This window comes from Acidobacteriota bacterium, from assembly GCA_016703965.1.
Classification (GTDB): domain Bacteria; phylum Acidobacteriota; class Blastocatellia; order Pyrinomonadales; family Pyrinomonadaceae; genus OLB17.
Genome location: JADJBB010000021.1, coordinates 1,692,956 through 1,706,621, shown reverse-complemented (window position 1 = coordinate 1,706,621; position 13,666 = coordinate 1,692,956). Strand labels below are relative to the sequence as shown.

General features: G+C 51.9%; 11 protein-coding genes. 8 read left to right on the top strand and 3 right to left on the bottom strand.

All coding sequences use genetic code 11. The features are described from left to right. The first annotated feature begins 103 nt into the window (after positions 1-103). The 6 genes from IPG22_14635 to IPG22_14610 all read left to right on the top strand — a co-directional run bounded on the left by IPG22_14635 (position 104) and on the right by IPG22_14610 (position 7,414). Entirely contained in the window at positions 104-343 is a 240-nt protein-coding gene (locus IPG22_14635) for a hypothetical protein (protein ID MBK6589524.1), read from the top strand. A gap of 5 nt (positions 344-348) precedes the next feature. Next, positions 349-786: a PIN domain-containing protein gene (locus IPG22_14630; protein ID MBK6589523.1), complete on the top strand. Its 438-nt coding sequence runs from the start codon at positions 349-351 to the stop codon at positions 784-786. A gap of 54 nt (positions 787-840) precedes the next feature. Next, entirely contained in the window at positions 841-2,433 is a 1,593-nt protein-coding gene (locus IPG22_14625) for a methylmalonyl-CoA mutase family protein (GenBank protein ID MBK6589522.1), read from the top strand. Positions 2,434-3,378: 945 nt separating this feature from the next. Then, positions 3,379-4,446 carry a type IV pilus twitching motility protein PilT gene (locus IPG22_14620; protein ID MBK6589521.1) on the top strand — a complete coding sequence of 356 codons (1,068 nt, stop codon included), beginning with the start codon at positions 3,379-3,381 and terminating at the stop codon, positions 4,444-4,446. 291 nt (positions 4,447-4,737) lie between these two features. Continuing rightward, the gene (locus IPG22_14615) at positions 4,738-4,887 is read left to right on the top strand and encodes a lmo0937 family membrane protein (protein MBK6589520.1); all 150 of its coding nucleotides are present in this window, start codon (positions 4,738-4,740) and stop codon (positions 4,885-4,887) included. Between the two features lie 199 nt (positions 4,888-5,086). Next, positions 5,087-7,414, top strand: a complete 2,328-nt coding sequence (locus IPG22_14610) for a hypothetical protein (GenBank protein MBK6589519.1) — start codon at positions 5,087-5,089, stop codon at positions 7,412-7,414. A 143-nt stretch (positions 7,415-7,557) separates the two neighbouring features. On the opposite strand, the gene IPG22_14605 is transcribed toward IPG22_14610, so the two are convergent. Continuing rightward, positions 7,558-8,952 carry an insulinase family protein gene (locus IPG22_14605; GenBank protein MBK6589518.1) on the bottom strand — a complete coding sequence of 465 codons (1,395 nt, stop codon included), beginning with the start codon at positions 8,950-8,952 and terminating at the stop codon, positions 7,558-7,560. Between the two features lie 20 nt (positions 8,953-8,972). Beyond that, positions 8,973-10,382: an insulinase family protein gene (locus tag IPG22_14600; protein MBK6589517.1), complete on the bottom strand. Its 1,410-nt coding sequence runs from the start codon at positions 10,380-10,382 to the stop codon at positions 8,973-8,975. Between the two features lie 227 nt (positions 10,383-10,609). Here IPG22_14600 and IPG22_14595 point away from each other — a divergent pair, with 227 nt between their 5' ends. Together IPG22_14595 and IPG22_14590 are read left to right on the top strand one after the other, a co-directional pair. Next, entirely contained in the window at positions 10,610-11,341 is a 732-nt protein-coding gene (locus tag IPG22_14595) for a Crp/Fnr family transcriptional regulator (protein MBK6589516.1), read from the top strand. Between the two features lie 88 nt (positions 11,342-11,429). Beyond that, positions 11,430-11,864 carry a YtxH domain-containing protein gene (locus tag IPG22_14590; GenBank protein MBK6589515.1) on the top strand — a complete coding sequence of 145 codons (435 nt, stop codon included), beginning with the start codon at positions 11,430-11,432 and terminating at the stop codon, positions 11,862-11,864. 83 nt (positions 11,865-11,947) lie between these two features. On the opposite strand, the gene IPG22_14585 is transcribed toward IPG22_14590, so the two are convergent. Beyond that, on the bottom strand, positions 11,948-13,663 hold the full coding sequence (locus tag IPG22_14585) for a TolC family protein (GenBank protein MBK6589514.1): 1,716 nt from the start codon (positions 13,661-13,663) through the stop codon (positions 11,948-11,950). Between the last annotated feature and the right edge of the window lie 3 nt (positions 13,664-13,666).

Sequence of the window (13,666 nt, the reverse complement as noted above, 5' to 3'; positions counted from 1 at the left end):
AACGCCGGTACCGTCCTCGTACGCAGTTGGTTCTTTAGATCTTAATAGAGGCCTAAAGGCTATTAATTGACATCTGATACATTGATGCAATAGCATCACTTTTATGAGAACAACACTCGATATTGATACTGATGTATTACAAGCAGCGAAAGAAATTGCACGAACTGAGAAGACAACCGCAGGACGAGTCATTTCCCGGATCTTTCGCAAAGGCTTTTCGAGCCGCAATGAACCAAGCATAGAAAGCCCTCGGTATAAAAATGGTATCCCGCAATTACCTTCTCGCGGAGAGATAATAACGATGGAACATATCCAGAAGATCATGGACGAAGAGGGGATTTAGTTAGAATGCGCTATCTACTAGACGTGAATGTTCTTGTCGCTTTGATCGACCCAGATCACGTCCACAGTGACTTTGCTCATGGCTGGTGGGTGACCGCAGATCATCAATTTGCTACGTGCCCGCTAACCGAGAACGGGGCAATTCGAATACTCTCAAATCCAAATTATAGTTCAACTGTGAAATTCACCACCAAACAGGTGATCGAAAGGCTTAGCGAGTTTGCCGAACTCTACGACCACGAATTCTGGCCCGACGATATTTCACTACGAGACAGTAAGTTGTTGGTCACGGATAGGATATTTGGGGCCCGCCAGATCACCGATATTTACTTGCTCGCACTCGCGATCAAGAATGGTGGCTGTTTAATAACTTTCGATACTGGAATACCCACTTCAGCCCTGGCAAACATGAAAGCAACCTCGCTGGTGGTTCTTGAAACATGACCAACTCGCTCGCGGTAATGTGAGCGGATCAAATCGTGTTAATCTAATCCTCAAATGGCAGAACGTCGCGAATCATTTAAGACATCGTCAGGCATCGAATTGCCGTCGGATTTCAATCCGGAAAACACACATCCGATCGATTACGAACGTGATCTGGGTGCACCTGGTGAGTTCCCGTACACGCGAGGCGTTCGAGCGAATCTTTATCGCGGGCGTTTTTGGACGATGCGGCAGTACGCAGGGTTCGCGACCGCTGAGGAATCGAACCAGCGATACAAATATCTGCTTTCGCAGGGCACGACCGGCCTGAGTGTTGCGTTTGATCTGCCGACACAGATCGGGCTTGATTCGGACGATCCGCTTGCAGCCGGCGAGGTTGGGAAGGTTGGTGTGGCGATCGACAGTCTCGATGATATGTTGATGCTGTTTGACGGCATTCCGCTGGATACAGTCTCAACGTCGATGACCATAAACTCAACGGCTTCGACGCTTTTGTGTTTGTATTTGGCGGTCGCCCGCAAGCGGAATGTCAGCTTCGACAAGGTAAACGGCACGATCCAGAACGACATCCTAAAGGAATACATCGCTCGCGGCACATACATTTATCCGCCTCATCCGTCGCTGCGGTTGATAACCGATACTTTCGCTTATTGCGCTGCCGAAGTTCCCAACTGGAACACGATCTCGATATCGGGCTACCATATTCGCGAGGCTGGTTCGACTGCAGCGCAGGAGATCGCGTTCACGCTAGCGGACGGTATCTGCTACGTTGATGCGGCGATAAGCGTTGGGCTCAAGGTTGACGATTTTGCCCCGCGGCTCTCGTTTTTCTTCAATTCTCATAACAATCTCCTCGAAGAGATCGCTAAATTCCGCGCCGCCCGGCGTCTTTGGGCTCGCATAATGAAAGAGCGCTTCGGTGCGAAAGACGCGAGATCGCTTACGCTAAGATTCCACACTCAAACGGCCGGCTCGACGTTGACGGCGCAACAGCCGGAGGTAAATGTCGTCCGCACGACGATCCAGGCGCTCGCGGCCGTACTCGGCGGGACCCAAAGCCTGCATACCAATTCCCTCGACGAAGCTCTCGGCCTGCCGACCGAAAATGCCGCGCGAATTGCTCTGCGTACCCAGCAAGTCATCGCTCACGAATCCGGCGCCGCTGACACGGTCGATCCATTTGCAGGAAGCTACGCGATCGAGGAACTCACAACTCAGCTCGAAAAAATGGCCGTAGATTACATAGAAAAGATCGACGCCATGGGAGGAATGCTGCGAGCCATTGAAGTCGGCTACGTACAGAATGAGATACAAGAGGCGGCTTACGACTATCAGCGTGCGGTCGAAACCGGCGATGCCGTGGTTGTCGGCGTGAACAAATTTCAGGCTGAGGAAACACCCATTCCTGTGCTCCGCGTTGACGAACGCATTGAACGCGAACAGGTCGCACGTCTTCAGGCAGTCCGGGCAAAGCGCGACCCGCAAAATGCCGCCGCGGCTCTCAAGTCTATAGAAGAAGCAGCGAACGGCACCGAGAATCTCCTTCCCCGCATCCTCACGGCCGTCGAGGCCCACGTCACCGTCGGCGAGATCAGCAATACGCTCCGCAAGGTCTGGGGCGAATATCGCGAATCGATCACAATTTAGCCCCACAAAAAGTTGCTGACAACATTGTTTAACTGTGTTATCCTCATTTTTGGATAGCCGCACTGGCTCATCCTTTCCTTCGCCTCCAACCAGCCAGCATATATGGAAAAGTTAAACGATTATCTCCAGCGTCTTCTATCGTCGTGCTCTGATGAACTGCGTCTCGAGCCCGATAAGAACCCATATCTTGTCTCTGAAAATAGTACGACCGACGTCGCAAATGTACCACTGATGGGTACGCAGATCAGTACGATGGTATTTCCGTTGATACCGCCAGGGGTCAAAACTACACTGCCGCACCGGTCTGAAGTCGAGTTTGTGCTCCCTCACAGCCTGGGAAATTTTAACTTTAACGTTCAAAAATCGAGTTCCGGATTTGTCGTCACGATACGCCCCGTCCTGACAGATTCTAACGGCTCCATCGACGTGCCGAGGCCCCCTTCGGAGATACCGCCTTCGATCGAACGAGAAGATTTCGTACCGCCGACAACGCCCGCTCCGACAGAAGAATTTACATTTTCGGCCGAGCCGGTTTCTGCACTGTCGTATGATCTTGAGAGCTCGTCGTTCGGTCTGGACGAGACCGCTTCGACCGAGGTAGAAACTGCGTCTTTTTCAGACGTGATCTTTGAGGACGAAAAACCGGCCGAAGAGTATGTTCCAAGTTCCGGGCCGGAGCTTGAGATCGTTTCGTTCAATGATCCGGCATATCAGACAATATTCTCAGATACCGCGACGTACGAGCCACCGGGCAGACGCGATGATTTTATTACCACGGATTATGTGCCGTCGGTAGAGACATCCTTTCCCGTCGAAGAATATAGCCCCGAACCAACTGGCTCACCATCGAGTTCCGCAGGAATTAGCACCCCGCTCGGATGGGACGAGACACCAGCCGAAGCTGCCTTTGTTCCCACACTGCCAAATGCGTCGGAAGCTTTGAAAATGGATGACCTGTTTCGCAAGATGGCGGAACTTGGAGCCTCTGACCTGCATCTTTCCGTAAGCATGCCGCCTATGGTCCGAAAAGACGGTAAGATCCAGGAACTCGAGCCGGGATCCGCAAAATTCACACCCGAAACAATGCGCGAACTCCTGACCTCGATCATGCCGCCCAATAATCAGGAAGAATTTGCCCGCCGTAACGACACTGATTTCGCATACGAGGTTCCCGGCCTGGCCCGTTTCCGCTGCAATATCTTTATGGACCGCAAGGGAATGGGGGCAGTTTTCCGCATCATCCCATCCAAGATCCTCACGGCAGAGCAGCTCGGGTTATCGAAGGCCATTATGGATCTTTGCAACCTCTCGAAAGGCCTCGTGGTCGTGACCGGACCGACCGGCTCGGGTAAATCAACGACACTCTGTGCGATGGTCGATTCGATCAATAAGAATCGCGAAGATCACATCATTACGATCGAGGATCCGATCGAATTCACTCACGAGAATCACCGCTGCCTTGTCAATCAGCGTGAGGTTCACAATCACACGGATTCATTTAAGGACGCTCTCAGAGCCGCACTTCGCGAGGATCCGGATATCCTGCTGGTCGGCGAGATGCGTGATCTCGAAACTATCTCGATCGCGATCGAAACGGCTGAAACAGGCCACTTGGTCTTTGGGACACTTCACACCACGACCGCTATGTCGACGATCGACCGTATCATCGATCAATTCCCTGCCGACCGCCAGGAACAGATCCGTGTGATGCTTTCCGAATCACTGAAAGGCGTCATCGCCCAAACGCTGCTTCCCAAAATAGGCGGCGGCCGTGTAGCGGCCCTTGAGATCCTGATCATTACGCCAGCCATCAGCAACTTGATCCGCGAGGGCAAAACCTTCCAGATCGCGTCAGCCATGCAGACCGGTAAAAATCACGGAATGGTGATGCTCAACGACGCCCTCTTTGAACACGTCAAGAACGGCCTCGTCACCCCTATGGACGCATACGTCAAGGCGGTTGATAAATCGGGCTTCGAAGCTCTCTTAACACGGAACGGCTTCAAACTTTGACCTCTTTATAATTGAACAGTAAGAATGGCGACGGAACTCAGAAAGTCCGTCGCTTTTTTTGTTTGAGACATCTTCCGGCGAATGGGCGGCAGTTCACCCGTAGATCACGGACGCTTTTGGCCCGGAGGATCCCTTTCGGTTTCGAGCAAAAGACTGGGTGTGTACGCCAGCGCACATACACTCGCGGTTCAAAGTGTTTTTCTATAACCGGTGAGGTCGAGGGTCTTAGAGATCAGGGCCACCCGCACCGTTTGGATTCAAACTGTGTCGGGTTCATCAAGGAGACATATTATGCTTTGGACCATCATTGTAATTTTATTAGTACTTTGGCTATTGGGATTCAGCTTTGCCGGTGCGGCGACGGGTAATCTCATCCATGTTTTGCTGATCGTGGCGGTAGTCGTGCTTGTCCTCCAATTAGTAAGAGGACGTCGTTCGTAACTGTGGCACGGAGACTCAAACTCGTTCTATCCGGTTAGCGATCACCTAAATCACAACTATTCTTCGTCGCCGCGCAGGATCGATCTCGCGGCGACTTTCAATTTGGAGCCCATTTACAAAGAAGACCCGAAGAATCGAAAGGCATAGATTCACCGGCCAGGTTCCTAACGCTCTCCTTTTATATGCCATAAGGATTCATATGAAAAGATATATCAGACACATTACATTTTTTTCGCTGATCGCTACGTTGGCGATCGTAAATACAGCCCAGGCGCAAGTTCGGCCTTACCGAGTTTCGGATCGACAGGTCCAGACACTGCTGACGCGGATCGAGAACCGTACCAATACGTTTAAGGATCAGATCGACCGTGCCTTGGACAATAGCAATATTGACGGCACCGGACAAGAAGATTCGATAAATACGACCATTTCGAATTTTGAAAATACGACCGACAGGCTGCGAAACAACCTTTCGTCAAATCGCTCGTCAGCGAATGATGTTCAGGATGTACTTCAGCGTGCAGCGTTTATCAACAGCTTCATGCGTAGCAATCGCTTGTCTACGACCGTACAGAGCAGTTGGACCGCGATCCGTACGGATCTGAACACGCTCGCCCGGTATTATCGAGTCAGTACAAACTGGAACGCACCCGTAATAACGCGGCAGAACGTCTATATCGGCACCGATACGCAGGTCAGAAACCTTATCACCCAGATCGCGAACCGTACCAAGAATTTCAAAAGCCAGATAAGCCGTAATCTAAACAACAGCAATATCGACGGCACAAATCGCGAAGATTCGATCAACACGATGGTCTCGAACTTTGAATCCGCGACAAACCGCCTGAAGAATAACTTCTCGTCAAGGCGTTCGACGACGAACGACGTGCAGGAAGTTCTTAACCGAGCGGTTGCGATCAATGCCTTTATAGCAAACAACCGCCTTTCGAACCCGGCGGAAAACTCATGGAACCAGATCCGAAACGATCTGAACACACTCGCGGGCTACTATCGCGTCAGTGCAAACTGGAACGCACCTGTCGGTGGATCGCAGAACGTCTACATTGGCAGCGATTCGCAGATCAGAAATCTCTTTAACACGATCGAGACCCGTACCAATACATTCAAGCAGCAGATCAGCCGGAATTTAAATAACAGCAACATCGACGACACGAATCGCGAAGATTCGATCAACACGATGGTCGCTAACTTTGAATTGGCTACAAACCGTTTGAGGAACAATTTCTCGTCGAGGATCTCAACGACGGACGATGTTCAGGACGTTCTGAACCGCGCTGTCCCGATCAATAGCTTTGTTGCGAACAATCGGCTGTCAAACGCGGCTGAGACATCGTGGAACCAGATCCGAACCGATCTGAACACGCTTGCGGGATATTATCGTGTGAGTTCGAATTGGAACAACACGGTAGTCACACCCGGCGGCGGGCAGTGGGGCAACGGCGGCAATTTCGATTCGCGTCTTACCGGAACCTACCGCTTAAACGTCACCCAGAGCGACAATGTCGCGACAATGATCGATCGTGCGATGACCAGTGCCCAGTACCAGACGAACACTCGCGACCGTATGAGAACCAATCTCGAACGCCGCCTGCGTTCGCCTGAGACACTGACGTTCGAAAAACGCGGCCAGTCGATAATGATGTCATCGTCCAATGCTCAGAGCGTTACGCTCAACGCAGACGGCGTGGGTCGTACCGAAACTTCGCCGAACGGCCGCACGGTAACGACTACCGTAATATCGAATAACCGCGAGGTCACTATCAACTATGATGGAGACCGTTCGAATGACTTTTATCTGACATTCACACCAACTAATAATAACCAGCTGCGTGTGACGCGTCGCGTTTATCTCGAGAACACCGATCAGACGATCACCGTTTCGAGCGTTTACGACAAGACCAGCCAGACGGCCGAATGGAACAACAACGGCGGCCAGCCGAATTACAACGACGGCGGTGCTACGGGTGGATTCATCATCCCTAATAACACCGGCATCACTGCAACGCTTGATACACCGCTCTCGACAAGATCAGTGAAAGACGGCGACCGCTTCTCAATGACCGTAAATTCACCGTCGCAATATAACGGAGTGATCATCGAAGGCACGGTTGACGGACAAAAGTCGGGCGTCGTTTCGGGTCGTGCGACGATGTCGCTTAATTTCCAAACGATCCGTATGCGTGACGGCAGAACCTATACCTTTTCCGGCATCGTCGAACAGGTCCGCGAGACCAACGGTAATGTCATCAACGTCAATAACGAGGGTGCCATTCGCGACCGCAGCCAGACGACGACAACGGCTACACGTGCCGGCGTCGGGGCAATACTTGGTGCGATCATCGGTGCGATTGCCGGCGGCGGCAGCGGAGCAGCGATCGGCGCCGGTGTCGGAGCCGGAGCGGGTGCCGGAACCGTGGTTCTGCAAGGAAGAGACAACCTCGAACTGGCTGCAGGTTCGCTGTTCACGATCACCGCAACCGCACCAGCGAATCAAGCCACTCGTTAAGATTCCCATTCCCACGGGAAAAAGACCGGCCGGCCGCATTAAACAAGCGGCCGGCCGGTCTTTTCTATATCTGCTTCGAAGACTCGTCGGGACGGTCACCATCTAGGTGATCTTAGCTGTCGAAAACCCGGCAATATCTTAAGCTACTTGGCCTCGTACGGCTCCAATTGCTTAGCGATCTTGGCCTTATCGCCGACGACGACGATAGTCATCTTCTCCGTGGACAGATATTTCCGGGCCATCTCCGAGACGTCGTTAGCAGTAACGGCGGTGAGTTTAGAAACGAACGTGTCAAGATAGTCAACGCCCAGCTCATTGTAAAAACCATTTTCAAGCTGGCCGATAACTCCGGCCCGGGAAGAGTTGTTAAGAACGTAGATGCCGACGAGGTAGTTCTTTATGCCCTGAAGCTCAGCGGAGCTCGGCGGCTCTTTTTTGAGCCGCTCGATCTCGAAAAGTATTTCTTTGATCGACGCCCCGGTCGCCTCGGTCGTTACATCGGCATTCTCGATCCAATAACCGGTTTTGTAGCGATTCCAGATGAAGCTGTTCGGCGAATAGGTGTAGCCTTTATTCTCACGAATGTTAGATGTAATGCGAGATCCGAACGAACTGCCGAGCAGCGAATCCATGACCGTAAACTTTATAAAGTCAGCGTCCGATGGCGACATTGCCGGCATCCCGAGATATATCGTCGATTGTGGGGCTCCCGGACGATCGATCACGTCCAAACTGCGCCTGGCGTTGATCCTTGGCACGTCGCGGATCGGTTCCGAGCCTTTTTTCCAATTGCCGAACGCCTTCTCGATCCCGGCTTTTACCTTCGCCGTGTCGAACTGACCAACAACAAAGAGATGCGTCCTTGCCGCTCCGAATTGATTGTAATAGAAGGTCTTAACATCCTGGAGCGTGTAAGCCTTCAACCCGGCTTCGGTCGGATAGATGGTGCTGTAGGCATGCCCGGCAAAGATCACCTGACGAAATTTCTCCCACGCGAGCGATCCCGGAGCGGCCCGATTTATCGTGAGTTCCCTAAGCTTATTTTCTCGCACCTTTTCCAGGTCTTCTGCCGCAAACTTTGGATTCATCAAGACATCCGCCATCAGTGACAGAAATCGAGTGTCAAATTCCGAAAGCACCTCGCCGCCGATCGTTGTCTTATCAGTTGCCGCCGAAGTGAAAATGCTGCCGCCCATGTCGGCCGTTTCGATGGCGATCTGCTCTGCTGAACGTGCGGCGGTTCCCTCTTTCAGCAACGTAGCGACCATGTCGGATATCCAGCGCTGGTCAGATCGCTCATTCAACGAACCGGCCCGAACGATCGCTTGCATCGCAACTTTCGGCACAGCTCCGTATTGAACGAGAGTAACTTTCATCCCGTTCTTGAGCGCGTATGTTTCCTGTGCCGGAAAAACGAACGGCTTCGGCTGCCCACCTACGGGCGGCGTTTCTTTTTGCGCAAAAGAGGCGACGGCTAGAAACGCTAAGATCAGCGCCGAAACACACATGCGAAGAGAAGGAGAGGACAAATTTTTCATTTTGGCTGTTGACGTTTGCATTACTGAACACCTCCCGTACTCGCCGGCGTTTTCTCGACATTGAGAATAACGACGGTTCGATTGGTTTTGCGTAGGTATTCCTTTGCCGTTTTTTGGATCAAGGCGGGCGTTACCTTCCTGAAATTTGCTTCGATCTGATTGATGTTGTCCGGCTTATCGTCGAACAAGGCAAAACTTGCAAGCAGATCCGCTCTGCCAAAACCGCCAAACTGTGTCATCGTGTCATACAATCCTGAACGAAGCTTCACGATCGCCCTGTCTATCACAGCCTGATCGACCGGCTTGTCCTGGATCTTGGCAATAACGTCGTCCGCGGATGCGAGTATTTGCGGAGCAGACACTTTTTCGTCGTGGATAAGATCGACCGAGAAAAGCATCGGGCCGTTGTAGTTGAACATGTTGCCGAGGTAGCCATTGATGCCGCCGCTAAGACCGCTGGTGTAATTCTTGTTCTTCACCAGCTCCTGATAAAGCATGCTGTCTTCGCCTTGGAGCAGGATCTGATCGATGAGGCCCATCGCGTAGTATTCTTCGCTGCCGCGTTTCGGCATCTTGTAGCCGAATCCAACCGCCGGTTTTTTCGCAAGTTTGTCCGTGCGAGAGACCGTTTTTTCCGCCTCCTGTCGAGGTTCGGACAGATCTGGGATCGCTTCTGCGGGCTGAGACGGGATATTTCCAAAATACTTATCGACCCAGCCTTTCGCTGACGCTTCATTAAAATCACCGGTAACGACGAGGACTGCGTTATTCGGCTGATAGAATTTTTGAGCGAATGTTTTGGCGTCGACGAGAGTCGCGGCTTCGATATCTTTGAGATCGCCATAGAAGTTGTGCGAATTGTACCAGTTAGTGAAAGCCGCCATTGGCAGGTCGATCCATGGGAACGTTCCATACGGCTGGTTGAGGACGTTTACCTTGACCTCGTTCCCGACAACGCCCTGCTGATTCTTGAGATTGTCCTGGGTGATATCAAGCCCGCGCATGCGATCTGCTTCGGCCCAGAGGAGCGTTTCGGTTTTGTGAGCAGGAACTACGGCGAAGTAATTAGTGAAATCAAACCGCGTCGAGCCATTCAAAACACCGCCGTTACTCTCGACGAGTTTGATGTATTCCATCTTGCCAAGGTTCTTCGAGCCCTGAAACATCAGGTGCTCAAACAAGTGTGCAAAACCAGTGCGATCACGAGGCTCTATTCTGAAACCAATATTGTAATAGACCGCCACGGTTACGAGCGGTGCTGAGTGTTCGGGTGACAGTACCACCTTCAATCCGTTGGATAACTTGTAGTACGTGACCGGAACCCTTATTCCGGATGCCTTCGCCGACTGTGCATTAGTTGAAGCGGTCGTCGAAAGAACCATCGCCGAAAGGATCGCGGCTGCGACAAAATCTCGCAAAATATTTCTCATGTTAGCTCCTGAGTTAAGAAGTAATAGATCGTTTAGAGTAGTATTCGAATTTCTGTCTAAAAAGTTTCAATGAAACGGGATTTTGAGAGATCGACCGCGGCGGATTTTGACTCAATACCCGTTAGTTATACACTTACGATACTCTGCCGCTAATCGTTAATGGAGCATCCGCTTGCGGCCAGATCAAGGCTGTGACGAAGTCAACCACCGTGATATAAAGGAGTATTATGCCGCCCAAAAACATCGATGATGCCTTGCGAAATCAGCTGCTTGCGGCTCTTCCGGAATCCGAATTCAATAAGATCCGCCCGTCGCTTGAATATGTAGAGCTCCAGATCGGCGATGTGCTCTGGGAAGCCGAAAGCAAGGAGAATTATATCTACTTTCCCACGACCGCTCTCATTTGCCTTTTATATGATTCGGACACCGGCGTTTCGGTCGAGGTGGGAATTACGGGACGACAAGGCCTCGTCGGTGTCTCAACGTTCATGACGGGAGCGACGATGGCAACCCGTGCCGTCGCCTACCGCGAAGGCGGTGCATATAGGATGAAAGCGAACGCTGTGAAAGACGAGTTTAGCGAATGCGGGGATTTTCAGGCTATCTGTATGAGTTTCACTCAAACTCTCATCTCTCAGGTCTCGCAAACCGCTATTTGCAATCGGCTCCATTCGGTCGAACAGCAGCTCTGCCGCTTCCTGTTATATGTTCACGATCATGACCAGAGCGATGTCCTGCACCTGACGCATGAGCAGATCGCTCAGGCATTAGGTGTTCGCCGCGAGACGGTTTCAGTGGCAGCGGCAAGCCTTCAGGAAAACAAGGTCATCAAATACGCTCGCGGCCGTATCCGGGTACCCAATAGGACACGGCTCGAGGACTTTGCCTGTGAGTGTTACGGCGTCGAAACTGCCCACTACAAAAAGGTTCTATGTAAGTACATTGCTAAGCACAAATAACCTGTCTTATTGTGTGCTGGAATACAGTGCTCGATCGCGGAAACTGGCATACTCATCGTTGTCCGAAATAGATATTTAGGAGAACGAGATGATAAATACCAATAAATACGAAAGCAACACTCCAGAGCAGATCTCCACGCGGTTTAGTGCCCGCGATGGAATTACATACCTTCTCATAGGCGGCGGGATCGGTGCGGTTCTGGCACTCCTTTTCGCGCCAAAATCAGGACGAGAGATGAGGACAGAGATCGCCGACGTTTCAAAACGAGGCTATGACCTGACGCTCGAAAAAGCTACTGAATTGAAGGGCCAATCAGCCGAAGCTATTAAGGCAGTTAAGGAGAAAGCAGCGGCAGTCTACGACTTCGCAGCCTCGAAGCTAAACGCGGACATAGAGGCTGCAGGAGAAACCGTCTCTGCCGCTTCAACAGCTATCGCGGATGGTATTGAAGACTTGAAGGAAGATGTTAATGCACGAGCCAAGAATTCGTCTATCGGACGTAAATCAGCGAGTATTTTCTAACCTTTCGCGGCATGTCCGCCTGGCCCAATATATTAGGGTGATCTTTTTTTATGGCCGGCTGCTCAATAAGCAGTCGGCTTTTTTTATTTAGAAACAGTTACGTTGTTTGAGGTTAGGGTTGCTCCGATGGCTTTTTGGAAGTCAGATATTGCCCGATTTAGAGCGGTTCGGGCCTGAAGTTCCTGGTTGCGAGCCCTCGCGAGATCGGTCTGTCGCTGGGTGACGACGTAAAACGTGCTCGTTCCCGCCCGGAATAGTCGCTGTTCGCTCTCGTAAAGATCCTCAGCCGCTACTCGGGCATCGACGGCCGAAGCAAGACGCGATTCGATCGAGCGCATCGACTGCAATGCGTTCCGAACTTCGGCCTCGATCGCCTGTTCGGTCTGAAGTCGAAGGTTTTGAATTCGTTCCGCCTCGACGAGTTTTGATCCTAAATTCGCCTTCGCAATTCGGTTGCCCCACGGGAGCGAGATCGTTACGCCGACACGATAGGTCGGATAATCCTGCTGCAGAAGATTAAGCAGAGAATTCGGGTAGCTGCCAACCAGGTTTCCGGGAACACGGCTGAGGCCGGTTGCGGGATTGATGGCCGCAGCTGTCTCGATACCTGCCAGCCCTTGAGTGGTGTAAGTGCCGACGAGGTCGATCTGCGGCTTCATTAGGTTGCGATAGTAACGCTGATCGATCTCATTTATCTCAGCACCTTTCTGTAGTTCGGTTATCTCAAACCGATTCTTTAGAGCCTCAGCAACCGCAACCTCCAGTGAGATCCTCGGCGTCGGCAATTCCACCGGCGAGACCGGCATTAGCGGACGCGACCATTCGGGAGCGGACCGATCCGGGAGTACCTGCGTCTTGAGATTATTTTCCGCCCGCGTAACGGCGTCCTGAGCGACAAACAGCGATTGTTCAAAGTTAGCGATCTGCGAATTTGCTGCAACCAACTCGATCGGAGCAAGCACGCCTCTTGCTACCAGCCGTTTGTTACTCTCAAGCTGATCCTTCGCCTGCTTCAGCGATTCCTGTTCGACCTGCAGAACGCGTAAGGCGAAAACAAGGTTCCAGTATGCCTGTTCGACATTGGATATCACATCGATCGCCTTTAGCTGGAGCTGCACGTCGCTCAGTTCCTGATTCTTTTTCGCGATCTCGATCTGGCGGCGATTGTTATCAAATTTACGATTTCGAAGAAGCGGCTGCACGTAAGTCGCCGTGAACGAGGACGGGAACTGCGGATTGAGCAGCGAGTTGGTATTGCTCGTGGTGGTTCGGGAAGAATTAAACAGCGCCGAGTACGAACCGCCCTGATAGGGAGAAAACCCAGTGACGCCGACCGAGCCGAAGGTACGCGTCTGCGTAACCGCTCCATTTACGGCACCGCCGATCAATGACGCCGTTGGGATCGCCAGACTTTCATAATACCCCTCGGACGTTACAAGCGGATCGTAAAGGCCGCGGGCGGCGCGGATCCCGAATTCGGAGATACGATAATCATTCCGAGAGACCTCGATGTCCTTGTTATTCTTGAGAGCCATCTCGACCGCCTGTTCGACGGTCAGTGAAAGCTGCGTACTAGTCTCGACGCCGACTCTTTCGATGCTCGGCATCGGCTTAACTGGGGCAGTGAACGGTGGCTGAACGGGCATCGGGTCGGTCGACGGAACAACAGCCAGGTCTAGAACCGGCGTCGGTGAGGGTGTCTGGGCAAACGCAAACATCCCCATCACGCCGAAGAGAACTAGAATATAAAACGACTGAAACACCGGACTCCAGGTTGATCTGTGGAATTCAAAAAACATCAA

Coding starts and splice junctions, on each gene's coding strand:
- IPG22_14635 (MBK6589524.1), top strand. CDS start 104: ATGAGAACAACACTCGATATTGATACTGATGTATTACAAGCAGCGAAA.
- IPG22_14630 (MBK6589523.1), top strand. CDS start 349: ATGCGCTATCTACTAGACGTGAATGTTCTTGTCGCTTTGATCGACCCA.
- IPG22_14625 (MBK6589522.1), top strand. CDS start 841: ATGGCAGAACGTCGCGAATCATTTAAGACATCGTCAGGCATCGAATTG.
- IPG22_14620 (MBK6589521.1), top strand. CDS start 3,379: ATGGATGACCTGTTTCGCAAGATGGCGGAACTTGGAGCCTCTGACCTG.
- IPG22_14615 (MBK6589520.1), top strand. CDS start 4,738: ATGCTTTGGACCATCATTGTAATTTTATTAGTACTTTGGCTATTGGGA.
- IPG22_14610 (MBK6589519.1), top strand. CDS start 5,087: ATGAAAAGATATATCAGACACATTACATTTTTTTCGCTGATCGCTACG.
- IPG22_14605 (MBK6589518.1), bottom strand. CDS start 8,952: ATGAAAAATTTGTCCTCTCCTTCTCTTCGCATGTGTGTTTCGGCGCTG.
- IPG22_14600 (MBK6589517.1), bottom strand. CDS start 10,382: ATGAGAAATATTTTGCGAGATTTTGTCGCAGCCGCGATCCTTTCGGCG.
- IPG22_14595 (MBK6589516.1), top strand. CDS start 10,610: ATGCCGCCCAAAAACATCGATGATGCCTTGCGAAATCAGCTGCTTGCG.
- IPG22_14590 (MBK6589515.1), top strand. CDS start 11,430: ATGATAAATACCAATAAATACGAAAGCAACACTCCAGAGCAGATCTCC.
- IPG22_14585 (MBK6589514.1), bottom strand. CDS start 13,663: ATGTTTTTTGAATTCCACAGATCAACCTGGAGTCCGGTGTTTCAGTCG.